Here is a 24,612-nt window from a genome sequence, read left to right as displayed (position 1 = left end):
TTGGGGCCGAGGCCCTGGAAACCGGCGGACGGAAATTGCTTGCGGACAGCCGCTTACCGGCGCATCCCGGCGATGCCAAAGGCGGAAAAGCCGGGATAAACGGCAGCGCTGCCCAGCTCCTCCTCAATGCGCAGCAGCTGGTTGTACTTGGCGGCCCGTTCGCTGCGGCTGGGAGCCCCGGCCTTAATTTGGCAGGTGTTGAGCGCCACCGCCAGGTCGGCGATGGTGGTGTCCTCGGTTTCGCCGGAGCGATGGGAGGAAATAGCGGTATAACCGGCCTTGTGCGCCAGCTTGATAGCCTCCAGGGTCTCGGAGACAGAGCCGATTTGATTGAGCTTAATAAGGATGGAATTACCGCAGCCGAGCTGGATCCCTTTCGCCAGGCGCTCCGTATTGGTTACGAACAAATCGTCCCCAACCAGCTGAACCCTGCCGCCGAGCTCCTTCGTCATCAGCTGCCAGCCTTCCCAGTCCTCTTCATCGAGGCCGTCCTCAATGGAATAAACGGGGTATTGGCTGCACAGATTCTTCCAATGCGCCGTCAGCTCTGCGGAGGTAAAGCGCTTGCCGCATTTGGGCAGTACATATTCGCCCGTTTTGCCGCTTTTCCATTCGCTGGCGGCCGCGTCTATTGCCAATACAAAGTCCTTGCCCGGCTCATAGCCGGCCTTGTGGACAGCCTCCAAAATATAGCGGATGGCCTCCTCGTCGCTGGCGAGGTCGGGCGCAAAGCCGCCCTCGTCCCCAACGGCAGTGGCGAGCCCCTTGGATTTCAACAGGGCGGCTAGGGCGTGAAAGACCTCCGTGCACCAGCGCAGCCCCTCGTGGAAGCTCCCGGCCCCGGCGGGCATAATCATGAATTCCTGTACATCCACGGTGTTGGATGCGTGTGCCCCGCCATTGAGAATATTCATCATCGGCACCGGCAGACGGTTGCCGTTGATGCCGCCAAGAAAACGGTAGAGCGGAAGATGCAGGGCGGCCGCCGCGGCACGTGCGCAGGCAATGGAAACGGCCAGAATGGCGTTGGCCCCCAGACTGGATTTATCCCTGGAGCCGTCCGCGTTTATCATGGCCCGATCCACGCCGTAGATGTCTGTGGCGTCCATTCCGTGCAGCGCATCTTGGATGGCGGTGCCGATGTTCCCAACGGCCTTAGCCACGCCTTTTCCACCGAACCGGCTCTTGTCTCCGTCGCGCAGCTCCAGGGCCTCGAACTCGCCGGTGGACGCCCCGCTGGGGGCCGCGCCCCTGCCCCGCGTGCCGCCGGCCAGCAGAACCTCGGCCTCCACGGTGGGATTGCCGCGGGAATCAATGATTTCCCGGCCGGTTACACGTTCAATATGGAATGCATTCATAAACAGGTCCATCCTTTCTGTTGGTTGGGTGCATGGCGCCAATATAGTAATTCGCCCAGATAAATTAATACTATTATAAATTTTTCACGGGCAAAAACAAACGCGGCCCGTGGAGGCTTCGGCCTTGCTGGGAAAATAAAGAGTATGGCGGCCTGTGCCTTGAAACCCGGCCGCCAATTGGAAATTCAGCCTTCTCAGTCTATATACAGATGCATGGGCCAGGTGAGGTACCCGGCATCGTCCAGCTTTTCAGCGGTAATATAGCCGGGAGGAGCGTTGAGAACGGTGGGGATACGGTTGACCAGGGTTGCACAGGTGTGCGCGGGCGTGTCGGGTTTTACGATATGGAGCTCGGTGTCGGGCTCGCCGATGATTTTCCAGTCGCACAGATCTCCGTCGCCGGGGCCATAAACCTTACCGATGCACTGTGTTTCAAGGATCGGACCCTGGAAGGTCTCGGTGGTGACCACGGCGCTCATGCCGATGCAATTGCCCTTGGGAATGGTTTCGCCCGTGGTGCCGCACCATAGGTCCGCATCATAGAAATAAGGGACGCATTTCTGGTGATTAGCCTTGATGGTAAGCCCCAGCTTGTTGGCCAGCGCTTCGTTGGAATTCCAGACATAGGCGGGCTCCAACGTTTCCGGGTGGGCAATCTGCGCCTCAAACGCCTCGGGAGTAAGGCCCACGCCGTGCGCTTTTGCCAGCGCCAGGCCGTAATCCTCCACATTATAGCTGACGGCTCCCTCGATTTTCGCGATGCGGTGCACGCCGCCGGCAACCGCGCCGATCATGTTTATCCAAAAAATATCCTGCATGCCGGTACCGGTGATGGTACAGCCGTTTTCTTTCGCCAGCCGGTCCAACCGGTTGGTCACAGCCGCGGCGGTGGTCCAGGGGTAGATGGCCTCTTCGCAGGTGGTTACCACATTGATGCCGCGTGAGAGGCAGCGCTCCAGGTGCGGCAACATGTCGGTCATGAAGCTGAACAGCGTGACCACGGCGATATCCGGATCGCATTCATCCAGCACGGCGTCGGCATCGGCGCGAATGGGGACATTCAGCTTTACGCCGAGCCCGGCGTAGTCGCCTGCGTCCTGGCCGGCAATCTCGGGGTTAACGTCGATGGCGCCGACGATCTCCGCGCCCTTTTCATATAAATAGCGCAGGGTGTATTTGCTCATCTTGCCGCAGCCGTACTGGACGACGCGGATTTTTTCCAGGTTTATCATTACGGGTTCCCGTCCTTTCAACCAATTCAAATTTTGCGCAAGACCCTGGTCCGGCGGCGAAAAAAGGCCGCCGCGGCTAGGAGCTCGGGTGCGTGCCTGGTTGCATGTCTATAGATTCTCCCGGTTTTGGTAAATCATACACGCGGGCAAAGGCCGAAAGGGAAAAAATAGCCGCACATCCGGCGGAGACCGCGGTACCGGATGTACGGCCAAAGGAGGGAAACTTATAAACAAACTACTTGCAGGCGCAGGCGCGCGCTGCTATAAAATCAAAAAATTTGTCAGAGCCAAAAGCTCCCGGGCGTAACAGGCGGAAAAAATATACCAGGGCGTATGTGCAGGGACGGCGTAGGCTTCGGAGCCGTAGCCTTCCGCTACCCGTCCAGCGCGAAACTGGTGGTACTCGTCCGTGACAATCGCCAGCTTAGGAGGCAATTTATGCTCCCGGATGATCTTCTGGGAAAAGGCGATGTTCTCGAGGGTACTGGTGGATTGGTCTTCCAGCAGTACCCGGTTTTCATCGATTCCCAGACGGACCAGGCCGCGCCGGATGGCCTCGGCCTCGGAGATGGCTTCCCCGACGCCTTTTCCGCCGCTTGCAATGGCCTTGCAGGTGGGATTTTGTACTAGAAAGGCATAGGCGGCGTTAATCCGTGCCTGCAGGTCGGCGCTGGGCTCCGTACCGTTGACCTTGCTGCCCAGCACAACGACGGTGACGGGCTCGCCCGGCGGCACGCTGTCCGCAGCGCCCTGAATCATACAGCCGGTGAGAACGGCGCTCCAAAGGATGCCCAGCGCCAGAGCCAGCTGTAAAATCCGCAGCGCGGCCCTTTTTCCCTTGCGCAGGCGCTCGGCCTCGAACCACCTGCGCAGCTGCGGGAACAGTGCCCCCACCGCCAGTACCGCCGCGCTGAACAGCAGTCCGGCGGCATTGCCGGCGTTCAGCACGCCCCAGCCCAGCGGCACAGAAAACCAGGCCAGTCCCGCCAGCCCCAGAGTAATCAGGACAGCCGCCCAAACGGCAGTGCTTTTTCGCTTCATTTTGTTTTCCCCCTGTTCTCTCATATCCGGCCCTCCGCCGGGCGGCACAAAGCTTGCTCTATTGTTAAGACGGGCGGGCCTGCCCGAAGGTTACAGGCCTGAAAATAATAGTTCAGGCGCCCCTTTAGCCGCTGCCATGAAAAGCGCCGCGGCAGCTTCAGCTTTTTTTCTGTGCTGCGGCGGTATAAAAGAGCAGCCCGGCTGCCGCCAGCAGCAGGGCTGAAACCGTATAGCTGGCCCAGGACATATAAACAGGGCCAAAGCTCAGCGGCAGCAGGGAGCAGGCCAACGCGGCGATGCAGCAGGCCGGCGCCGCCGTGCGCAGCCCGGGAATGCCGGCAGAAATTTGCTTGCGCACTGCCGGAAGCAGGCCGAACAGGACCAGCAGGCTGAGCAACAGAGAGGCCGCCGTGAGGATCCCCGCAGGCAGGGGGAAAAAGTTGGCATACCCAAAGGGCGCCAGGCTGAAATAAGAAAATGCCTGGATCAGCTGCTCGCCCGGCCCCGGCGCAAATACCAGCACGGCGCCATAGGGCAAAATTTCCAGAACCAGGGCTGCAGCCAGCAAACCGGCAGCGCCTATTGCTGCCGGCAACGGCCTTTTTGTGGACGGTTTCATGGGCTCAACCTCCTGCTTCTTTTTGGCGCTCGAAGCGCCTGTAAAAGCCATATCAAGGCTGCCAACGGCAAAAAAGGGGAACCCGCCGCGCTGAATTGAGACTGAGCTCCGTTTTCTAAGCAAGCAGCCTGCTTGCTTAATCAGTAGGGGTACAGCTCACAGCACGGTCCGGGTTCCCTTTGTCTTACTTCAGGGGCCTGTCTGCTCCGGGTGGGCTGTTCACTCCATCAGGAACATCTGCTTCATTTTAGGCTGCGCACCGGTGACGGGGTCCATCGCCATGGTCATGACATCCTTCATATATTCATTCCATTTGTCAACGACCGGGCTTTCTGCCTGGACCTTGGCGGCAAAATCCGCGCCCTTTTCGCACTCATAATAGCCGAACAGCTCGTTGCCAACGTTCCAAATGGTGTAGTTTTTGATCCCGGCGGCCTTGAGCACCTCCAGCATCTCCGGCCAGATTTCGTCGTGGCGGCGCTTATATTCCTCCAGACAGCCGTCGTGGACAATTCCCTTCCATGCATAGCGTTCCATCTTCACAACTCATCCTTTCAATGTCAGAACCCGGCAGCGCCGGGCGGTTTTTTACTTTGCTTCTATCATAGCACGGGCGTTGAAAAAAAGCTAGGCTCAAATGAAAAAAGGGGGATGCAAATTACCGCGAAGCTGTTATAATTAAAATTGCCTTTGCGCAAAACCTGATGGGGTTCGCAGGGCGTATGGATTTAAAGGGAGGATTTGTTATGGAAATCAAGCTTGCGGAGGAATTTGCCGCCAAGGCCGCCGACGGCTTTAGCCGCCCGCCGCTCAAGCTCGCCTTTTTGGGGGACAGCGTCACCCAGGGCTGTTTTGAGAGCGAGGGCGTTCTCGGCGTGTCGCACGGCTGCGACTTCGAGCAGGTCTACCATGCCCAGCTGAAGCGCCTGCTGGGGGCTATGTATCCCACCGTGCCGGTCACCGTCATCAATGCGGGCATCGGCGGCGACAACAGCGCCGGCTGTGCCGCCCGCCTGGAACGCGATGTCCTCGGCGCCCGCCCGGACCTGACGGTCGTATGCGTGGGGTTGAACGACGCCTGCGGCGGCCGGGAGAAAATCAGCGTGTATGAGGACGCGCTCGCCGGTATTTTTGAGCGCATGAACGCGGAGCGGCTGCCCTGCATGTTTATGACGCCGAATATGATGTGTACCCGTGTGTCCGGCTTGCTTGTGGAGAAATGGCTGCGCGACACGGCGGCCGCTGTGAGCGAGCTGCAAAACGACGGCACCATGGATCTTTACATGGATGCGGCGCGCCGCACCGCGGCGGCATACCGCATTCCGGTGTGCGACTGCTACGCGCGCTGGAAAAAGCTGGCGGAGGCCGGTACCGACACGACCAATCTGCTCTCCAATTTTATCAACCATCCAACGCCGGGGATGCACGGCCTGTTTGCCATGTCCCTGCTGCAAAATATTTTCTTTAGGGCTGACATTCCCGCCTGAGGGGGATGCTATTGGGAGGAATAAGACATGAAAAGCGTTTATACCTATGAATTTAAGCTGCTGAGCGCACTGTATAAGGTCTTTCCGGAGGAGGAGCCGCAGGAGGATTTTTCGGTGCCTCTGACGGCCCTGCAGAATGAAACGGTCTCCTTTCAGGCGGCCTATAAAATTCCCTCGCCGGGGGAGGGTTGCCTCCGGGTTGCCGTGGAGTCGCCGATCAGCGGCCGGGTCCGGCTGCGCACTGTGGAGCTGGCGCCCTCCCGTTTTCCCGGCGATCCGTCCTGGAACGACGGCAACTATTCCCACCTGCGGCCCGGCCTTTTTCCGGATATTCTGCGCGAGGTGGGCGAAAATGGGGTGTTGGGCGGCACGCCGGGCCAGTGGCGCGCGCTCTGGGTGGATGTAGAGCCGGGTGGGCTCCCGGCGGGCGAGTACCCGGTCTGCCTGTGCTTTTCCAACCCGGCGGGAGAGGTGGGCTGCCTGACGGCAACGGTTTCGGTTTTAGCCGCCAGCCTGCCGGAGCAGGAGCTGATGCACACCGAGTGGTTCCACACCGACTGCCTTGCCGATTATTACGGCCTGCAGCCCTGGAGCGAGGAGCACTGGGAGGTTGTGGGCAACTATGTCGCGCTGATGGTGAAGCGCGGGATCAATATGGTTCTGACCCCAATCTTCACGCCGCCGCTCGACACGGAGATCGGCGGCGAGCGCACCACGGTACAGCTGGCGGATGTTTATACGCAGCCGGACGGTGGGTACCGCTTTGGGTTTGACCGCCTCAGGCGCTGGTTTGACCTCTGCCTTGAAAAGGGCATAAAATGGTTTGAGTTCTCTCACCTCTTTACCCAGTGGGGCGCCAAGGCGGCCCCCAAGGTAATGGCAACGCTGCCGGACGGTACCCAGAAACGTATTTTCGGCTGGGACACCCCGGCGGTGGGCGGCGCTTATACGGTGTTCCTGCGCGCGTTTCTTCCCGCACTCACCGCGCAGCTGAACGCATGGGGCCTGGCCGGGCGCTGCCGTTTCCATATCTCCGACGAGCCCTCTGAGGAGCAGGTGGAGGCTTACCGGGCGGCCAAGCAGTCTATTGCCGACCTGCTGGAGGGCTTTGTCTGCATGGATGCCCTCTCGAACTACGAGTTTTATGCCCGCGGCATTGTCACCGACCCGGTGCCCTCCACCGACCATATTGAGCATTTTCTGGAGAATAAGGTGGAAAACCTGTGGACCTACTACTGCGTGGGGCAGCAGAAGGACGTGTGTAACCGCTTTTTTGCCATGCCGCTGGCCCGCTGCCGCGCCATTGGGCTGCAGCTTTATAAATTCAATATTGCGGGCTTTTTGCAATGGGGCTTTAATTTCTACAATACCACCGGTTCGGCCCGCCACATCAACCCCTATGAGGTGACGGACGCGGGCGGCCTGCTGCCCTCCGGCGATCCGTTTGTCGTCTACCCGGGCCCGGACGGTGTGCCGGAGGAATCCATCCGGCTGATGGCGATGTACCAGGCGCTGTGCGACCTGCGCGCCCTGAAAAAGCTGGAGGCCCTTGCGGGCCGGGCCCATGTCCTGGCCCTGATGGAGGATGGCCTGGAGCAGCCCATCACGTTCGCCTGCTACCCCAAGGAGGCCGCCTACTACCTATCGCTGCGTGAGCGTGTGAACCGGGAGATCGCAGCCCGCGAGAACGCCTGACGGAGCAATGCCGATGCCGCTTAGGGCACGCCTCCCCGGCGGTGCGGGAATAATTTGCTTATGAATGCGGGAACAGCCCGGCTGTGTACTACAGCCGGGCTGTTCCCTGTATCTGCGCCGCTTATTCCTTGCCGTTCCAGCAATAGGTGCACAGCTTGCATTTGTCAATGCCCACCGAGGCAATCATGTCATCCAGGCGGTGGTAACGCAGGGAGGTAAAATTGAGCTTGGTGTTGATGCCGTGGATCATCGCCTCGTACTCGGGGGACTCCGGGTCGGCGTAGGGCAGCAGGTCAACGTCCTTTTTGCCGCCCTCCAGCTCCTGGATCACCCGGCGGGTGATCAGGTCCATCTCCGAGGAGGAGCGGGAAAAGTTGAGGTACTTGCAGCCGTAGAGCAAGGGCGGGCAGGCGGGGCGCACGTGAACCTCCTTGGCGCCGCTCTGGTAGAGGAACTCGGTGGTTTCGCGCATCTGCGTGCCGCGGACAATAGAGTCGTCAATGAGCAGCAGGCTGCGGCCCTGAATCAGGTCGTGAACGGGAATCAGCTTCATCTTGGCAATCAGGTTGCGCTTGCTCTGAATGGTGGGCATGAAGGAGCGCGGCCAGGTGGGGGTATATTTGATGAACGGGCGGGAGAAGGGGATGCCGGACTCATTGGCGTAGCCGATGGCATGCGCCGTGCCGGAGTCCGGCACACCGGCGACAATGTCGGGGCGGGCGTCGTCCCGGCGGGCCAGCAGGCGGCCGCAGTTGTAGCGCATCTTCTCAACGCTGATGCCCTCGTAGGAGGAGGACGGGTAGCCGTAATATACCCAGAGAAAGGTGCAGATTTTCATCTCCTTGCCGGGCTGGACCAGGGTGGCGGCCCCCTCCGGCGTGATGACGGCGACCTCTCCCGGGCCGAGCTCTCGTTCCTCGGTGTAGCCCAGGTTCAAATAGGCAAAGCTCTCAAAGGAGACACAGTAGGCATCCTCCTTGCGCCCAATGGAAACCGGGGTGCGCCCGTAACGGTCACGGGCGGCGTAAATGCCCTTGGGGGTCATGACCAGCAGGGTAAGCGAGCCGTCCACCAATTGCTGGGCGTACTGGATGCCCTCAATCAGGTTGCTCTTCTGGTCGATGATAGCCGCCACCAGCTCCGTGGCGTTGATGTCGCCGCCGCTCATCTCCAGAAAGTGCATATGCCCTGTTTTGAAGATATCCTTGATAATCTGGTCCGCGTTATTAATCTTGCCGACCGTGGCGATGGCATAGGTGCCGAAGTGGGAGCGCACCAGCAGCGGCTGCGGCTCATAGTCCGAAATACAGCCAATGCCCATAAACCCGCTCATCTCGCTGACATCCTTGTCAAATTTCGTCCGGAACGGCGCGTTTTCAATGTTATGTATCGCGCGGTCAAAGCCCTTTTTCAGGTCGTACACCGCCAGCCCGGCCCGGCGCGTACCCAGGTGGGAGTGGTAATCCGTCCCGAAAAACAAATCAAAAACACAATCTTCCTTTGCTGCTACGCCAAAAAATCCGCCCATATCGCTTTGTATCCTCCGTTTTCATCTCTCTGGCCAAATCCGTTCGTTTGCTGCTTGAAAAAGGAAAGACGGCACAGATCCGTCAGTCCCCGTGCCGTCTAATCGTTCACAACTAAAAGCCGTGCGCTTATTTAATAACGCGTACCCGGGTGACATCCCCCAAGGAGGAGATGGCCGCCACGGTCTGCTCCGTGACGTCGCCGGTAACGTCTAAAATGGTGTAAGCATAGTCTTTTTTGGACTTGCTGGACATATTCTCTATATTGAGCCCTTCCTTTGCTGCCGCGCCGGAGAAAAGGCTGATGGTGTTGGGTACATTCTTGTGCAGGATGCAGATGCGGGTCCCTTCGCGGGGCATGGAAACCGCCGGCATGTTCACCGAGTTGCGGATGTTGCCGTTCTCCAGGTAGTCCATCAGTTCGCGGGCCGCCATGCGTGCGCAGTTGTCCTCGCTTTCAGGGGTGGAGGCGCCCAGGTGCGGGGTGACGAGCACGCCCTTGGCGCCAATAAGCTCCTTAGAGGCAAAATCCGTGGCGTAGGCGGCAACCTTGCCGCTCTCCAGCGCCGCCAGCACATCGGCGGTATTCATCAGCTCTCCGCGGGCAAAGTTCAGCAGGCGGACGCCGTCCTTCATTTTGGCAATGCTCTCGGCGTTGACCATCTCCCGGGTGTCGGGCGTCAGCGGCACGTGGACGGTGATGTAGTCGCTGACGGCATAGATTTCGTCCAGCGTGCGTGCATGGTGAATGGAGCGGGAGAGGCCCCAGGCGGCATCGACGGAGAGGTACGGGTCATAGCCGTAGACCTCCATGCCCAGGCTCTTGGCAGCGTTGGCGACGAGGATGCCGATGGCCCCAAGGCCGATTACGCCCAGCTTCTTGCCGCTGATCTCCGGGCCGGAAAACGCGCTCTTGCCCTTTTCCACCAGCTTGGCGGGGTCGCCCTCTTCCCCCTTGAGCGTCTGGACCCACTCGATGCCGTCCACGATTTTACGGGAGGTCATGAGCAGGGCCGCCAGTACAAGCTCCTTCACCGCGTTGGCGTTGGCGCCCGGTGTGTTGAACACCACGATGCCCTCCTCGCTGCAGCGGTCCAGCGGAATATTGTTGACGCCGGCGCCGGCCCGCGCAATGGCGAGCAGCTCCGGGTTGAAATCCATCTCGTGCATGGAGGCGGAGCGGACCATAACGGCATCCGGGTTCTGCACCTCGGCGCCGACCTCGTAATTCTCATTAAAGCAGTCGGTCCCCGCCTTGGAGATCTTATTTAAGCAATGAACATGAAACATGGGTTTTCATTCCTTCCCCTCTATAAAAATTAGCGAAACCGGGCCGGACGTGCCGGTCAGGCGTTCTCCTTTTCAAATTTCTCCATGAAGGCGACCAGCTTTTCGACGCCCTCCGTCGGCATGGCGTTGTAAATGGAGGCGCGCATGCCGCCCACGGAGCGGTGGCCCTTCAGGTTGACAAAGCCCTCGGCCTCTGCGGCCTTGACAAATTTCTTGTCAAGCTCCTCGTCGCCGGTGACAAACGGGACGTTCATCAGGGAGCGGTCCTGCGGCTCCACCGTGCCGCGGAACAGCTTGGAGGCATCGAGGAAGCCGTACAGCATGCCGGCCTTTTTCTCATTGATCTTTTTCATCTCGTCCAGGCCGCCGATGGTGTTCTTCAGCCAATCCAGCACCAGCATTGCCATATAGATGGTGTAGCAGGGCGGGGTGTTGTACATGGAGCCGTTGTCCGCATGGATCTGGTAGTCGAACATGGTGGGGGTAATGTCCATCGCGTGGCCGATGAGATCCTCACGGATAATCACCACCGTCAGGCCGGCAGGCGCCATGTTTTTTTGTGCGCCGGCGTAAAGCAGGCCGAATTTGCTGACGTCGATGGGCTCGCTCAGGATGCAGGAGGAGATGTCCGCGACCAGCGGCACGCTGCCGGTGTCGGGCAGGGTATGGAATTTCGTGCCGTAGATGGTGTTGTTCATGCAGATGTGGAAATAGTCCGCCTCCTTGTCAAAGGCAGCGGGGTCCAGCTCCGGGATGTAGCTGAAGGTTTTGTCCTTGGAGGAGGCCACCACATTGGCGGCGCCGTAGCGGGCGGCTTCCTTATAGGCCTTGGTGGCCCACTGGCCGGTAATGACAAAGTCGGCCTTGTTGTTTTTGGTCATCAGGTTCATGGGGACCATGGCGAACTGGGAGGAAGCGCCGCCCTGCAGGAACAGTACCTTGTAATTGTCAGGGATGTTCATGACCTCCCGTAAAAGGCTCTCCGCGGAGTTGATGATGCCTTCATAGACCTTTGAGCGGTGGGACATCTCCATAACGGACTGGCCGCTGCCCTGGTAATCCAGCATTTCGCCTGCTGCGCGGCGGAGCACCGCCTCCGGCAGCATGGAAGGCCCGGCAGAAAAATTGTAAACTCGGTTCATTTGAGCGCTACCTCCAATTTTTTAATCGCCCGCGGGCGGAATCCGGCAAAATCCACCTGGCTTCGGGGAATCCGGACAAGGCTCAGCCGCCTCGGCGGCGCGGGCAGTGAATTTTTATGATACATTTTATTATATCGCTTTCACGGCCTAAAAGCAACGTGGCGGAGCTACAAAATATTGACGGAATCCATCGGGCTTTCCCGGAAAATTTTAGTGCGTTTTTAGTTAGATATATTTTTAACGATGGTTGCATTTTTGTTTATTGCACAATTTTCAAAAAGAAATATGGATAAAGGAGAAAATTTAGTCAATCTATCAGAAACCGTCTGGATTTAAAAAAAGACTTATGCTATAATGAAGCAACAGCTCGCCGGGGATCCCGGTTTATTTCACTATCTACATAGAATGACCATATACATGCAAGGTTTATGGCAGTATGTACGAAAAAAGGGAGGACCATTCCATGCAAAAACGTATCAGCAATTTGCCGTTTCAGGGGACGGCGGAACAGGAAGCAAAGCTGAAGGAGATCATTGCCAGGCACAAGGACCAGCCCGGCGCGATTATGCCTTGCCTTCAGGAGGCGCAGGAGGTTTACGGCTACCTGCCCGTGGAGGTGCAGACCATGATTGCGGAAGGGCTGGGCGTCTCGCTTGAAGAGGTGTTCGGCGTCTCTACCTTTTACTCGCAGTTTTCGCTGACCCCCAAGGGAAAATACAATGTCTCCATCTGCCTGGGCACCGCCTGCTATGTCAAGGGCGCGGCCGCCGTGCTGGATAAGCTGACCTCGGCGCTGGGCATTCAGCCCGAGGAATGCACCCCGGACGGCAAGTTTTCGCTCACTGCGTGCCGCTGCATCGGCGCCTGCGGCCTGGCCCCGGTTATGACCATCAATGATGAAGTGTACGGGCGCCTGACGCCGGACGAGGTGGACAGCATCCTCGCCAAGTACGCGGATTGACCGGCGCTGAGCCAAAGGAGGATCGACATGATGACAATTGAACAATTGGAAGCCGAGCGCAGAGAAAGCCGGGGAAAGGTTATGCTGCGCCGCATTGGCGAGCCATCCGTGCGGGTGCTCGTCTCCATGGACGACTGCGGGATCCGGGCCGGCGCGCGGCCGGTGCTTTCCGCGCTGGCAGCAGAGGCGGAGAAGCTGGAGCTGCCGGGTGTGCTGGTTGCGGCCACGGGCTGTGTGGGCCTGTGCCCAATGGAGCCGGTCGTCGAGGTCTTTGAGGAAGGGCGGAAGACTACCTATGTCCACATGACGGCTGAAAAGGCCGCCCGCGTTGCCAAGGAGCATCTTGCCGGCGGCCGGGTTGTCGCCGAATACACGATCGATTCGAATTCTTGAGACTAAAGGGAGACAGAGTAATGTATCGCACTGACGTACTGGTTTGCGGGGGTACCGGGTGTACCTCCTCCAACAGCGAAAAAATTATTGAAAAGCTACAGGAAGAAATCGCGCGGCACGGCCTGGAGGATGAGGTCAACGTTGTGCGCACCGGCTGCTTTGGCCTGTGCGCGCTCGGCCCGATCATGATCGTCTATCCGGAAGGTTCCTTCTACAGCATGGTTCAGGTGGAGGACATCCCCGAGATTGTCGAGGAGCACCTGCTCAAGGGCAAGGCCGTCAAGCGCCTGCTGTATAAAGAGACGGTGTCTGAGGACGGTTCGATCCGTTCCCTGAGCGAGACCCCGTTCTACGCCAAGCAGCGCCGCATCGCGCTGCGCAACTGCGGCGTCATCAACCCCGAGGATATTAGCGAGTATATTGCGGTTGACGGCTACACCGCCCTGGCAAAGGTTCTGAAGGAGATGACCCCGCAGGAGGTCATTGGCGTGATGAAGGCCTCCGGCCTGCGCGGCCGCGGCGGCGCGGGCTTTCCCACCGGCCTGAAGTGGAGCTTTGCGGCTGCCAACCAGGCCGACCAGAAGTATGTGTGCTGCAACGCCGACGAGGGCGACCCGGGCGCGTTCATGGACCGCTCTATCCTGGAGGGCGACCCCCACACCGTGCTGGAGGCCATGACCATCGCCGGTTATGCCATCGGCTCCACCCAGGGCTACATCTACATACGCGCCGAGTACCCCATCGCCGTCAAGCGCCTGCAGATTGCGCTGCGGCAGTCCCGCGAAAAGGGCTTCCTCGGCAAGAATATCTTCGGCTCCGGCTTTGACTTCGACATTGAGCTCCGGCTCGGCGCGGGCGCGTTTGTCTGCGGCGAAGAGACGGCGCTGATGACCTCCATTGAGGGCAAGCGCGGAGAGCCGCGGCCCCGTCCGCCGTTCCCGGCGCTCAAGGGCCTGTTTCAAAAGCCCACCATCCTCAACAATGTGGAGACCTGGGCCAATATTACCCAGATCATCCTCAACGGCGCGGAGTGGTTCCACTCCATCGGCACGGAAAAATCCGCCGGCACCAAGGTGTTTGCTTTGGGCGGCAAGATCAACCACACCGGCCTGGTGGAGGTACCCATGGGCACCACGCTGCGTGAAATTGTCGAAGAGATCGGCGGCGGCGTGCCGAACGGCCACGCCTTCAAGGCGGCCCAGACGGGCGGCCCCTCCGGCGGCTGCATTCCGGCCTCGGAGCTCGACATTAAGATTGATTACGACAACCTGACCGCCATCGGCGCCATGATGGGCTCCGGCGGCATGATCGTCATGGACGACACCACCTGCATGGTGGACATCGCCAAATTCTTCCTCGAGTTCACCGTCGACGAATCCTGCGGAAAGTGCACCCCCTGCCGCGTCGGCACCCGCCGCCTGCTGGAGCTGCTGACGAAGATCACCGACGGCAAGGGCACGCTGGAGGATATTGACCGCATGGAGGAGCTGTGCTACTACCTCAAGGAGAACTCCCTCTGCGCGCTGGGCCAGACCGCGCCCAACCCCGTGCTTTCGACCCTGAAATATTTCCGCGATGAGTACATTGCCCATGTCACCGAGCATCGCTGCCCGGCAGGCGTGTGCAAGGCGCTCACCAACTACCATATTGAGGCGGATAAGTGCCGCGGCTGTACGCTGTGCGCGCGCAATTGCCCGGTTGGGGCCATTACCGGCACGGTCAAGCAGCCTCACGTCATTGACACGTCCAAATGCATCAAGTGCGGCGCCTGTATGGAAAAATGCAGGTTCGGCGCCATTGTGAAAAGATAACGAAAGGGGAGAAGGATAATGGATATGGTCAATATTAAAATCAACAACATCCCCCTTTCTGTACCGGCGGGATATACGGTCCTTGAGGCGGCGAGAGAAGCGGGCATCAATATTCCGACGCTCTGCTACCTGAAGGATATCAACGAAATCGGTGCGTGCCGCATGTGCGTGGTCGAGATCAAGGGTGCGCGCAGCCTGATGGCCGCCTGCGTCTACCCGGTCAACGAGGGGATGGAGGTGTTCACCAACACCCCGAAGGTGCTCGAGTCCCGCAAAACGACGCTGGAGCTCCTGCTCTCCGTACATAACCGCAAGTGCCTGACCTGCTCGCGCAGCGGCGCGTGCGAGCTGCAGCAGCTGTGCAATGAGCTGGGGGTGGAAAGCGCGGACCGCTTTGACGGCGCTATGCCGGACACCCGCCGCGATGAGTCCACCGCCTACCTGGTGCGCGACAACTCCAAGTGCATTCTCTGCCGCCGCTGTGTGGCTGCCTGCGCGGATCAGCACGTAGCGGTTATCGGCCCCAACAGCCGTGGCTTTGACACGCATATCGGCTGCATGTTTGAGCGCGATTTGGCCGATGTGGCCTGCGTGGCCTGCGGCCAGTGCATTGTGGCCTGCCCGACCGGCGCGCTGACCGAACGCGACCAGTGCGACGAGGTGCTGGACGCCATCAACGACCCGAGCAAGTACGTTGTCGTGCAGACGGCCCCCTCCATCCGCGCAACGCTGGGCGAATGCTTCGGCATGCCGGTGGGCTCCAACGTGGAGGGCAAAATGGTCGCCGCCCTGCGCCGCATCGGCTTTGACAAGGTGTTTGACACCGATTTCGGCGCGGACCTGACCATTATGGAGGAGGCGCACGAGTTCCTGGGCCGTGTGCAGAACGGCGGCGTGCTGCCGATGATTACCTCCTGCTCCCCCGGCTGGGTCAAATTCTGCGAGCACTATTACCCGGATCTGCTGCCGCACCTTTCCACCTGCAAGTCCCCGCAGTCCATGACCGGCGCTATGATTAAATCTTGGTTTGCGGAGAAGGAGGGCATCGACCCGAAGAATATTGTTTCCGTCAGCATCATGCCCTGTACCGCGAAAAAGTTCGAGACCGGGCGCGACGGTATGTCCGGCGCAGGCGAAGGCCTGCAGGATACCGACATCAGCCTGACCACCCGTGAACTGGCGCGGCTCATCCGCCGCTGCCGCATCGACTTCAACCGCCTGCCCGACGAGAAATTCGACGAGGCCATGGGCGAGGCCACCGGTGCCGCCGTCATCTTCGGCGCGACCGGCGGCGTGATGGAGGCAGCCCTGCGGACCGCGGCCGACGTGCTGGAAAACCGCAGCGTTGAAAACGTAGACTATCATGAGATCCGCGGCACCGAGGGCATCAAAGAGGCTGTCTACCACATTGCCGGTATGGATGTGAAGGTGGCGGCGGTCAGCGGCCTGAAAAACGCGGATGCCGTGCTGAAGAAGATTCAAAGCGGCGAGGCGGATTACCAGTTCGTCGAGATCATGTGCTGCCCGGGCGGCTGTGTCAACGGCGGCGGCCAGCCGGTTCAGCCCGCCGATGTGCGCAATTTCACCGACCTGAAGGCCGAGCGCGCCAAGGCCCTTTATGACGAGGACAAAAACCTGCCGCTGCGTAAGAGCCATGAAAGCCCATTGATTAAAAAGGTTTACGCGGAGTACCTGGGCGAGCCCGGCAGCCATAAGGCGCACGAGCTGCTGCACACCCATTACGTGCCCCGCAAGCGCTTCTAAGCCGGTTCCCGCTCCTATAGGATGCCGGAAGCCGTCCGGTGACCGATTTGGTTTGCCGTGAAAACGATTATAAAAACGGCCCCTCCCGTTCATTGGCCTGGACGGGAGGGGTTTTTGTGTGTATTTTTAATAAGGCTTTATGAGAAAATCGACGGATCTCTTATTCTATATACACGAATGTCATCTATATATCATAATTATATTTACAAATATAAAAAAATATGGTATTTTTTAATAAAGAAAATAAAAATGGGAGAATTACGATGGAGCCAAAACATAATAATACCGGAAAATATATTTGTGCCGCCATTATCGGGGTCTCCATTATTATTGGAACCGTTGTTATTGGCACCGCCATAAAGAATGGCTTTGTCTACCTTGCGGATATGCTTGGACAAATTGCATTTAACTAATGGTTATATAAAAAGCAGTGATGGGAGGGCTTTTATGAACCCTAAAAATGAACGTCCCGCGGGCTGGTACTTGTTTTGGGGCCTGATTATTGCGGGAGCTATTGTTGGGGCCTCTGTTTTAATTGGATTTCTTTGGCTGGGGCATATTGTTGATGTTAAAGCATTCGATACGATTCTTTACAGACAATAAAGGCCGCTCGACCGCCGGATAACAGCAGGCCGGTCCCCTGCCGCCGATAAAGCGGCGGGGGATTTTGTGTTTGTTTTTCTTTCTATATACACGAATATTATCTATCATAATTATATTTACAGGTGTTAAAAATATAGTATTTTTATTTAAAAGCAGTGATAGGAGGGCTTTTATGAACCCTAAAAATGAACATCCCGCAGGCTGGTACTTGTTTTGGGGCCTGATTATTGCGGGAGCTATTGTTGGGGCGTCTGCTCTAATCGGATTTCTTTGGCTGGGGCATATCATTGATGTTAAAGCATTTAATACCATTCTTTATAGCTAATAAGGGCCGTTCAACCGCTGGGTAACAGCAGGCCGGTTCCCTGCCGCCGATAAAACGGCGGGGAATTTTGAACGAGAGGGGTGAAAGGGGATGATCTCGGAAAAGAAAAATTTTTTTCGGCGGTTAAACCTCAGAAAAGGCGTTTGCTTTTTCAACGGAACCGTTTATCTGTTTATAACGGTTAGTTGGTTGTTTGAACAAAGAGTCGGCTGGCCTGCGATTGCGTTTACCGCTGCGGTCAGCGCCCTCTCCCTTGCGCTTGGTATTGTTCAGGCAGTGATAGAAAAAAGAGATAGAAAAGAAGCATCAAGATGACAAAAAAGATTATTAGTTTGTTGCTCGTTATCTCTATATTTTCGCTCTTTATTATTAATGTATCGGCTGCGGAACCTACTTTGTCCAGCGGCTTAGCAGCAGAGCCGTTCTCTTTTGTTGCGGGGAATGGGGCTATCGTAGAGTAAATATTGTGTAAGGACTTAGGTTTATCATAGACGAGGCGCCAGTTTCTACCGGCGCCTCGCTTCATATCGTCCGAAATTCGGCATTTTTGCTCCGAAACATGGGATGGGGAGGGGCTTCGCCAGGACCATGGGCGTTATAGAAAAATATTGCTTTTTTAGGAAAAATTATCTATGATTAAATTATCGGCCCACAGGTCGGGCTTAAAACAGGCCGGCCGATTTTTAAAAGGTATGCCCCGGGGCGGACAAGCGCGCGGGGCTATTTCAATAACAGGAGGTTTACTATGACGGACCGGCATTATCTGGAGCTGCTTGCAAAGGATTATCCCACCATTGCGGCGGCATCCTCCGAAATCATCAACCTGAACGCGATCTGCTGCCTGCCGAAGGGGACGGAGTATTTTTTCAGCGACCTGCATGGGGAGAGCGAGGCCTTCCGCTATTTGCTCAACAGCGCCTCCGGCGTGGTGCGGGATAAAATTGAAACCCTGTTTCAAAACTCCGTCGGCGAGGCGGACCGCGCGCTGCTTTCCGCGTTGATTTACCAGCCGGAGGAGACGCTGCAGGCGCAGCAGGACAGGGCCGGCTTTGAGGACTGGTGCCGCATTACCATCTACCGGCTGGTTCAGGTCTGCCGGGCGGTGTCCTCCAAATATACGCGCTCTAAGGTGCGTAAAAAAATCCCCGGCCAGTTCGCCTATATCATCGACGAGCTGCTGCATGCGGACACGGAGGAGAACAAGGAGGATTATTACACCGAGATCATCTGCTCCATTGTCAACACCGGTGTGGCGGAGCCCTTCATTACGGTGCTCTGCCGCCTGATCCGCCAGTGCTGCATCGACCGCCTCCATATCATCGGCGACATCTTTGACCGCGGCCCGCGCGCGGACCAGATCATGGAGGAGCTGATGGGCTTTCAGGCTGTGGACATCCAGTGGGGCAACCACGATATTGGCTGGATCGGCGCCCAGGCGGGCAACACCGCCTGTATGGCGAACGTGGTGCGCCAGGGCATCAGCTACAATAATTTTGACCTGCTGGAGGATGGCTATGGCATCAACCTGCGCGCGCTCTCTACCTTTGCCGCACAGGTCTACAGCGACGACCCCTGCGCGCTCTTCGCGCCGCATTTGCTGGACCAGAACACCTACGACCCTGTGGACGCGGGCCTGGCGGCTAAGATGCATAAAGCCATTGCAGTCATTCAGTTTAAGCTGGAGGGGCAGCTGATTAAGCGCCACCCCGAATACCAAATGGAGGACCGCATTCTGCTGGATAAGGTCGATTTTCAGGCGGGTACGGTTCGGCTGGACGGGGAGGCCTACCCGCTGCGCGACACGCTCTTTCCCACGGTGGACCCCGCCGACCCGCTCGCCCTGACCGTTCAGGAGGAGGAGCTGGTGCATACGCTGGCGCTCTCCTTCTCCCATAGCGCGCTGCTGCAAAAGCACCTGCGTTTTCTGTACTCCAATGGTGGCATGTACAAGTGCTTTAACGCCAACCTCCTCTACCACGGGTGTATCCCAATGACGGAGGACGGGGCGTTTGAGCATGTCTCCTTCGGCGGCAAGGAGCTCTGGGGTAAAAACTACCTCGACTACATCCGCGGGCGCGTTCACGACGCCTGCTTTGCCCCGGCGGATTCCGCGGCGAAGCAGGACGCGGTGGACTTTATCTGGTACCTCTGGTGCGGGCCTAAGTCCCCGTTGTTCGGCAAGAGCAAGCTCGCTGCCTTTGAGCGCTATTTTATCGCCGACCCGAAGACGCACACAGAAACGCTCAACCCCTATTACAGGTTGGTGGAGGAGCGTCCGGCCTGCGAGAAGATCCTGCACGAGTTCGGCCTGGACCCGGCGCAGTCGCACATTGTCAACGGGCATGTGCCGGTAAAGCCGCGCAAGGGCGAAAGCCCCATTAAGGGGGGCGGCCTGCTGTTCATGATTGACGGCGGCATCTCCAAGGCCTACCATGGGCAGACGGGCATTGGCGGCTACACGCTGATTTCCAATTCCCACCACCTGGCCCTGGCGGAGCATAAGCCCTTTGAGGAGGTGCGCCGGAACCTGTCGCAGAATGCGCCCCGGGTGCAGATTGTCCAGCTGATGCCTAAGCGTGTGACTGTGCGCGACACGGATACCGGCAAAAAGCTGATCCGCCAGATTGAGGAGCTGCAGGACCTGCTGGCGGCCTACCGGACCGGCAGCCTGAAGGAGTGCTTATAAAAATAGGAATTATTTTTATTTTCATAGCAGATTCCCTTGTTTTTTCCAGCGCCCGCCTGTATAATAAAGGAAGCAACTGGAAATCCTGAAAAGAGGAATCCAGGCAAAAAAATCAGTATGATTAGGAGGATGTCGCAATGGAACTCAAGGGTAGTAAAACAGAAGCAAACCTGCTGGCTGCGTTTGCAGGGGAGTCTCAGGCACGTACGAAGTACACATATTATGCATCCCGCGCCAAGAAGGATGGCTATGAGCAAATCGCGGCCATCTTTGAGGAGACGGCTAATAATGAGAAGGAGCACGCCAAGCTGTGGTTTAAGCTGCTGCATGACGGCGGGGTTCCGGCAACAGAGGCAAACCTGCTGGACGCGGCAAACGGCGAAAACTATGAGTGGACCGAAATGTACAAGGAGTTTGCCGATGTTGCCGACGAGGAGGGCTTCCACGACATTGCCACCACCATGCGTTTGGTGGCCGGCATTGAGAAATCCCATGAGGAGCGCTACCGCAAGCTGCTGCAGAACCTGAAGGAGGATGTCGTCTTTAAGTGCGGCGAGGAAACCGTTTGGGTTTGCCGTAACTGCGGCTATATCCACATTGGCAAAAACGCGCCGGCGCTCTGCCCCGCGTGCAAGCACCCGCAGGCATACTTTGAGCGCCGCTGTGAAAATTATTGAGCCTTTTGCTCATTTTTCCGGCAGCAATCACATCTGAATATTTTGGCGGTACGGCGTCTGGCCGTACCGCTTTATTTTTTGCTCTTGCCGCCGCCCAGGTCCGTCGGGGCTTCCTCCAGGCGGTAGCCCGCCTGCCGCAGAGCGGACAGCGCCGCCGCGAGGCACTGCTCCCGTACAAAAAGATAATCGGTATTATAGGTGGACACGGCAAAGATGCTGACCTGCGCTGCGGCAAGCACGCCGGAAAGCTTTGCCAGCACGCCTACCAAGGAAAAGTCGAGCACGCCGGCTACGCGGAAAGCGCGCCAGCCGTCCTCCCGATCCGTCACAGACGGGGGAACGTCCGCGGTGGGAAGTACCAGCGAGCATTCGTCGTTTGTGCGGGCCGTAAAATAAAAATTCCCCTGAGGCAGCACGGCGTCCGGCGCAAGCCTGCAAACCGAGAACCGTTGGGGCAGTATTTGTATATTCAATGGGTAAGCTCCTTTCTCTGCCGCCCGGGGGCGGCGGGACACCTTTCCGGCCTGCGCGCGCCGCCGGAAAGAAAAACATTTTTTATGGCATAGATCCCGTTTATTCAATTGTACCGGGTCCGGCGGGGCTTGTAAAGCGCCGCGCGGCAAAAACGGCTGAAAATTGGCTCTTGAAAAATGAAAAATAACCCGTATAATGAAGGAAAGAATCAAGCCGCTGGAGGCTTGACGGAGAGAGGAGCTTTTGAAATGACAGCATTGTTTGAACTGCTTCCGCATGGCGGGCAGACGGTGGAGAAGGAGGCTTTCGGCATCCCTTTTTCCCTGGCCTATGACGGCGCGCGCATCCTGCCGTTTGACCCGGGCGCAACCCTGGAGCCCGGTGAAAACGAGGGCTTTACATATGCGTATCTGGCCGGCATGGTCAACCGCAGCGGCTGGTGCAGCGAGTGGTGGGGCCAAAATGAGGTGCGCGGCTGCTATAATAAGCGGATTTTTATCGGCGACCAGCTCGGATCGGCCCTTTTTATCTACAAGGATTGGACCCAGGAGATTGTGCCGCTGGTCTTTGGCCTGAATGTGTGGAATTACGACCTGTACCACACCAAAAAGAGCTATGAAACTTATCTGAACACCTTTGAGTCGCCCTATAACGAGCCCTTTGCCTCGGACCCGGCGGCTAAACGGCTGCTGGACGAAGCGCTGCTGCTCAACGAAAGCGACGGCGACAAGGGCCTGCATTACATGATGTGCGTTCCCTTGAAGAAAAAGCCGCTGATGAAGATTATTCTTGCGCCGGCGGAGGCCAAGGCCGACGATGTGTTTATCTCCGGCGTTACGCTGGCCCGCGAGGGCCATGTGCCCGCCGCCGGGACGAAAATTGTAGATCCGAAGATTTTCCTCAACCGCAGCTATACCGACCGTTTAGACCGTCTTTCCCGGCGGCTGTACCAATACCTCGACGAAATTCCCAGCCATGTGGAGCCGGTTGCCGTGGAGGCGCCCGTCTGCCCGTCCGTCACCTTTAGGGGCAGTAATATTGCGGAGCTTTACACCAATGTGTACAACCTCAACATGGATGATATGGCTAAACATAAGGTGGACAGCGACGGCATGACGCATACCTCCACGCCGGGGACGGCGAATTTCGGCTTGTACATCGGCCTCGGGACCTTCCGCAGGGGGTCCTCCTCCTACGCAAGCCACATCTGGACCCGGGACATCGGCCGGGTGCTCACCGAGCTGGCCTTCTGCGGCGCGACAGAAAAGCTTCTTGCCGCCGCCAGCTGCCTGCACGGCTACCTGGATTGTTCAAGCTGGCGGTTTCCCAGGCCCAACTGGAAGCGCATCGGCAATTACCGTGAACTGCCCGAGGAGATGCAGCAGCTGACAGCCGGTAAGGAAAACGACGGGCATGCCTCGATTATGATTTTTATGGCCCGCCTCTTCTTCAGCGGCATCACCGGCAGGGACTGGGTACACGCGCATCTGGATAAACTCACCGGCGCGGCGGAGTGGTTTTGCTGGCAGATGGACTGCCCGGAGGAATCCAATTTTGACAAGGTGCTGTATTCGGACAGCGAGGCCTCCGCGCAGACCTACGGCGGCTATGATTTATACTCCAATATCATTGCCTGCTACGCGCTGCGCGCCTACGCGAAGATGGCGGCGGAGTGCGGCCTTGACGAACAGGCGCGGCGCTGGAAGGCTTACGGGGACCGCCTGTATGACGGTATTATGGAGGTCTTTACCCTGGACAGCGAGCGCTACGGGCGCATCTTTACCGACAACACCTATGATTGCTGGACGCACGAGTACAAGCGCTTCGGCCCGCTGTTTTTGCTCTCCGACCTGGAGACCTACGACCCAGCTTTTGCGGGCGGCGAGCTGTATGAGATTGCCCGGCGCACGCTAAAGGCGCAGACGGACGATTATCTCCACCCTTGGTCCGGGCGCCAGATGGGCTACGGACAGGGCTATTTGGCCCACCTGCTCGCTATGCTGGACGACTACGGCCGCTTTACCGAGAGCGTGAAAGCGGCGGCATGCTACAGCTACCACCACACCGATGTCAACTATATTGTGCCGGAAGGGGTCATCGTACACCCGAGCCGCCGCTACTGGTTCCGCAACTGCGACCAGGGCAACGCCGTGCAGCAGGCGGAAACCTGTAAGATCGGCCGCATGATCCTGGGCCTGGACGATCTGAGCCCGGAGAGCGGCCTCTGCCTGGTGCCGCGCCTGCCGGACGACTTCACTGCCGTGGAGACAAAGGCCTACCCGGTCGTCACCTTCAAGGACGGCAAGCGTGCACAGGTGAAGGTGGATTATGCCTATGAACGCACCGAAAACGGCTACCGGGTCCTGCTGAGCGCGCATGAGCCCCTTGCTGTGAACCGGGTGCGCTTCGGCCCGTTCCCCGCGGGCACGGCCCGCTTTGAGGGCTGCGGCGAGGGCGCGGAGGTACGCGCCATTGGCGATCGCGTTTTTGTCTATGTTCCTGTAAAACGCACGCTGGATAAGCTCAATTTGTCCGTTGCCGCCGCCGGGCCCAAAGCCTGACCCCGCGCAGCGCGCCGGGTAAAAAAGAATCAACAAGCCGCCCCCATGCCCAGCCTGGGCGTGGGGGCGACTTGTTTCTGTCTGTCGGGTGCAGGCTATTCAGGCCATTTAGGCTACTTAGGGGATTGAAGGAATTCCGTTCGCTCCGGAACATACGCGGCGATGTTCTCCAGGCGGCAGTCCAGAGTGCGGCAGAGCCTGTTCAGCATGGCCGTGCTGCCGGGCAGGTTGCGTTGCAAACGCTGAATAGTAGCGTGTTCATTTTGTACTTTTGCCGATTTCGCCGTTCTCCTTCTCATATTCTGAGACATACTGTTTAATGGCGGTCTCGAGCTCACGATTTGCTGAACGAGCATGAGCATCTGCAATGAAACGGAATTTTTCAAATAGCTCCGATTCTATTCTCAGCGTGAATTTTACATAATCAGGCTTCATGTGATAGCCTCCTTAAAATGATGATGCTATCATTATAGCGGAAAAATGCCGTTAAAATATGTATTGACGGCATGATATAATGATATTTGTTAAAAACATAAAAAGGAGACTCGTTTTTATGAAGCCGGTTAAGCAAAAATACAGCCTTTCCCAGGATGAAGAAACCGTCGGGGAGATCCGGGGCCTGGCGGCGGGATATGAGGTGTTACCAACGCGGCGCGGCTGCTGGACAGCGGCTGCCGGTTTTGGCCGCCCGGGCCTCGACAAAGCAGCCGCATAGGCCGCACAGGCCGTTGATAAGATTTTTGCAGGATGTGCATGCCGCCAGCCGCTCACGGTAAAGCGCATCCGGGACGCGCAGCTCGGGGGAAAGGCTGTCAATGTAAGCCCGCACCGTTTCATAGAGCGTATGATCCGTTTCACTGAGCAGGCAGCGAAAACAACGGGGGCCGCGGGGAGCCTCCTCATTGGGCACGGGGGTGGGGGAGGGTTCATATTTTGGCTGCATGGGCGTTCTCCTTTTAAGGCGGCA

25 protein-coding genes are annotated in these 24,612 nt (G+C 58.0%); 14 read left to right on the top strand and 11 right to left on the bottom strand.

Features of this window, described 5'->3' with window-relative positions; genetic code table 11:
• Positions 1-53 precede the first annotated feature (53 nt).
• The 5 genes from eno to DPQ25_RS09900 form a co-directional block, all read right to left on the bottom strand.
• On the bottom strand, positions 54-1,358 hold the full coding sequence (eno, locus tag DPQ25_RS09920; RefSeq protein ID WP_112333023.1) for a phosphopyruvate hydratase: 1,305 nt from the start codon (positions 1,356-1,358) through the stop codon (positions 54-56).
• Positions 1,359-1,552: 194 nt separating this feature from the next.
• Entirely contained in the window at positions 1,553-2,590 is a 1,038-nt protein-coding gene (locus tag DPQ25_RS09915) for an NAD(P)H-dependent amine dehydrogenase family protein (RefSeq protein ID WP_112333022.1), read from the bottom strand.
• Positions 2,591-2,851: 261 nt separating this feature from the next.
• Positions 2,852-3,631: a YdcF family protein gene (locus DPQ25_RS09910; protein ID WP_177576987.1), complete on the bottom strand. Its 780-nt coding sequence runs from the start codon at positions 3,629-3,631 to the stop codon at positions 2,852-2,854.
• A gap of 157 nt (positions 3,632-3,788) precedes the next feature.
• Positions 3,789-4,250: a hypothetical protein gene (locus DPQ25_RS09905; RefSeq protein ID WP_146740546.1), complete on the bottom strand. Its 462-nt coding sequence runs from the start codon at positions 4,248-4,250 to the stop codon at positions 3,789-3,791.
• A gap of 219 nt (positions 4,251-4,469) precedes the next feature.
• Entirely contained in the window at positions 4,470-4,787 is a 318-nt protein-coding gene (locus DPQ25_RS09900) for an L-rhamnose mutarotase (protein ID WP_112333019.1), read from the bottom strand.
• A gap of 209 nt (positions 4,788-4,996) precedes the next feature.
• On the opposite strand from DPQ25_RS09900, the gene DPQ25_RS09895 reads away from it, so the two are divergent.
• Positions 4,997-5,737 carry an SGNH/GDSL hydrolase family protein gene (locus tag DPQ25_RS09895; RefSeq protein ID WP_177576985.1) on the top strand — a complete coding sequence of 247 codons (741 nt, stop codon included), beginning with the start codon at positions 4,997-4,999 and terminating at the stop codon, positions 5,735-5,737.
• Positions 5,738-5,764: 27 nt separating this feature from the next.
• Positions 5,765-7,432, top strand: a complete 1,668-nt coding sequence (locus DPQ25_RS09890) for a DUF4091 domain-containing protein (protein WP_112333017.1) — start codon at positions 5,765-5,767, stop codon at positions 7,430-7,432.
• Between the two features lie 121 nt (positions 7,433-7,553).
• On the opposite strand, the gene DPQ25_RS09885 is transcribed toward DPQ25_RS09890, so the two are convergent.
• The 3 genes from DPQ25_RS09885 to serC all read right to left on the bottom strand — a co-directional run bounded on the left by DPQ25_RS09885 (position 7,554) and on the right by serC (position 11,390).
• Positions 7,554-8,960 carry an amidophosphoribosyltransferase gene (locus tag DPQ25_RS09885; protein WP_112333016.1) on the bottom strand — a complete coding sequence of 469 codons (1,407 nt, stop codon included), beginning with the start codon at positions 8,958-8,960 and terminating at the stop codon, positions 7,554-7,556.
• Between the two features lie 127 nt (positions 8,961-9,087).
• Positions 9,088-10,248, bottom strand: a complete 1,161-nt coding sequence (locus tag DPQ25_RS09880; protein WP_112333015.1) for a 3-phosphoglycerate dehydrogenase family protein — start codon at positions 10,246-10,248, stop codon at positions 9,088-9,090.
• A gap of 56 nt (positions 10,249-10,304) precedes the next feature.
• Complete coding sequence (serC, locus tag DPQ25_RS09875; RefSeq protein WP_112333014.1) at positions 10,305-11,390, bottom strand: 3-phosphoserine/phosphohydroxythreonine transaminase; 1,086 nt, start codon at positions 11,388-11,390, stop codon at positions 10,305-10,307.
• A 463-nt stretch (positions 11,391-11,853) separates the two neighbouring features.
• On the opposite strand from serC, the gene DPQ25_RS09870 reads away from it, so the two are divergent.
• The 11 genes from DPQ25_RS09870 to rbr all read left to right on the top strand — a co-directional run bounded on the left by DPQ25_RS09870 (position 11,854) and on the right by rbr (position 20,610).
• On the top strand, positions 11,854-12,351 hold the full coding sequence (locus DPQ25_RS09870) for an NADH-quinone oxidoreductase subunit NuoE family protein (RefSeq protein WP_112333013.1): 498 nt from the start codon (positions 11,854-11,856) through the stop codon (positions 12,349-12,351).
• Positions 12,352-12,378: 27 nt separating this feature from the next.
• Entirely contained in the window at positions 12,379-12,744 is a 366-nt protein-coding gene (locus DPQ25_RS09865; RefSeq protein WP_112333012.1) for a (2Fe-2S) ferredoxin domain-containing protein, read from the top strand.
• A gap of 20 nt (positions 12,745-12,764) precedes the next feature.
• A complete protein-coding gene (gene nuoF, locus DPQ25_RS09860) occupies positions 12,765-14,555 on the top strand; it encodes an NADH-quinone oxidoreductase subunit NuoF (RefSeq protein ID WP_112333011.1) in 1,791 nt (596 codons plus the stop codon).
• Between the two features lie 18 nt (positions 14,556-14,573).
• Positions 14,574-16,319 (top strand): NADH-dependent [FeFe] hydrogenase, group A6, encoded by a 1,746-nt coding sequence (locus DPQ25_RS09855; RefSeq protein ID WP_112333010.1) that lies wholly within the window; start codon positions 14,574-14,576, stop codon positions 16,317-16,319.
• Positions 16,320-16,582: 263 nt separating this feature from the next.
• Complete coding sequence (locus DPQ25_RS14685) at positions 16,583-16,732, top strand: hypothetical protein (protein ID WP_177576983.1); 150 nt, start codon at positions 16,583-16,585, stop codon at positions 16,730-16,732.
• Between the two features lie 34 nt (positions 16,733-16,766).
• A complete protein-coding gene (locus DPQ25_RS14680; RefSeq protein ID WP_177576982.1) occupies positions 16,767-16,922 on the top strand; it encodes a hypothetical protein in 156 nt (51 codons plus the stop codon).
• A 172-nt stretch (positions 16,923-17,094) separates the two neighbouring features.
• The gene (locus DPQ25_RS14675; RefSeq protein WP_177576980.1) at positions 17,095-17,247 is read left to right on the top strand and encodes a hypothetical protein; all 153 of its coding nucleotides are present in this window, start codon (positions 17,095-17,097) and stop codon (positions 17,245-17,247) included.
• A 90-nt stretch (positions 17,248-17,337) separates the two neighbouring features.
• A complete protein-coding gene (locus DPQ25_RS09850) occupies positions 17,338-17,562 on the top strand; it encodes a hypothetical protein (RefSeq protein ID WP_112333009.1) in 225 nt (74 codons plus the stop codon).
• Positions 17,559-17,708, top strand: a complete 150-nt coding sequence (locus tag DPQ25_RS14670) for a hypothetical protein (RefSeq protein WP_177576978.1) — start codon at positions 17,559-17,561, stop codon at positions 17,706-17,708. Before DPQ25_RS09850 ends, DPQ25_RS14670 begins: the two co-directional genes overlap by 4 nt.
• A 284-nt stretch (positions 17,709-17,992) precedes the next feature.
• Positions 17,993-19,933: a fructose-1,6-bisphosphatase gene (locus DPQ25_RS09845; RefSeq protein ID WP_112333008.1), complete on the top strand. Its 1,941-nt coding sequence runs from the start codon at positions 17,993-17,995 to the stop codon at positions 19,931-19,933.
• 137 nt (positions 19,934-20,070) lie between these two features.
• Positions 20,071-20,610, top strand: a complete 540-nt coding sequence (gene rbr, locus DPQ25_RS09840; protein WP_112333007.1) for a rubrerythrin — start codon at positions 20,071-20,073, stop codon at positions 20,608-20,610.
• 71 nt (positions 20,611-20,681) lie between these two features.
• Here the strand turns inward: rbr and DPQ25_RS09835 are convergent, their stop codons facing one another.
• Entirely contained in the window at positions 20,682-21,083 is a 402-nt protein-coding gene (locus DPQ25_RS09835; RefSeq protein ID WP_112333006.1) for an ACT domain-containing protein, read from the bottom strand.
• Positions 21,084-21,332: 249 nt separating this feature from the next.
• On the opposite strand from DPQ25_RS09835, the gene DPQ25_RS09825 reads away from it, so the two are divergent.
• Positions 21,333-23,645 (top strand): hypothetical protein, encoded by a 2,313-nt coding sequence (locus DPQ25_RS09825; protein WP_112333004.1) that lies wholly within the window; start codon positions 21,333-21,335, stop codon positions 23,643-23,645.
• A gap of 258 nt (positions 23,646-23,903) precedes the next feature.
• Here DPQ25_RS09825 and DPQ25_RS09820 read toward each other — a convergent pair whose 3' ends face one another.
• A complete protein-coding gene (locus DPQ25_RS09820; protein ID WP_112333003.1) occupies positions 23,904-24,080 on the bottom strand; it encodes an Arc family DNA-binding protein in 177 nt (58 codons plus the stop codon).
• Between the two features lie 205 nt (positions 24,081-24,285).
• The gene (locus tag DPQ25_RS09815; RefSeq protein WP_112333002.1) at positions 24,286-24,588 is read right to left on the bottom strand and encodes a DUF6171 family protein; all 303 of its coding nucleotides are present in this window, start codon (positions 24,586-24,588) and stop codon (positions 24,286-24,288) included.
• Positions 24,589-24,612 lie beyond the last annotated feature (24 nt).

Source organism: Hydrogeniiclostridium mannosilyticum, assembly GCF_003268275.1.
GTDB lineage: Bacteria > Bacillota > Clostridia > Oscillospirales > Acutalibacteraceae > Hydrogeniiclostridium > Hydrogeniiclostridium mannosilyticum.
Note: the sequence above shows the minus strand (reverse complement) of the source record. Positions and strands in the feature narration are given on the sequence as shown.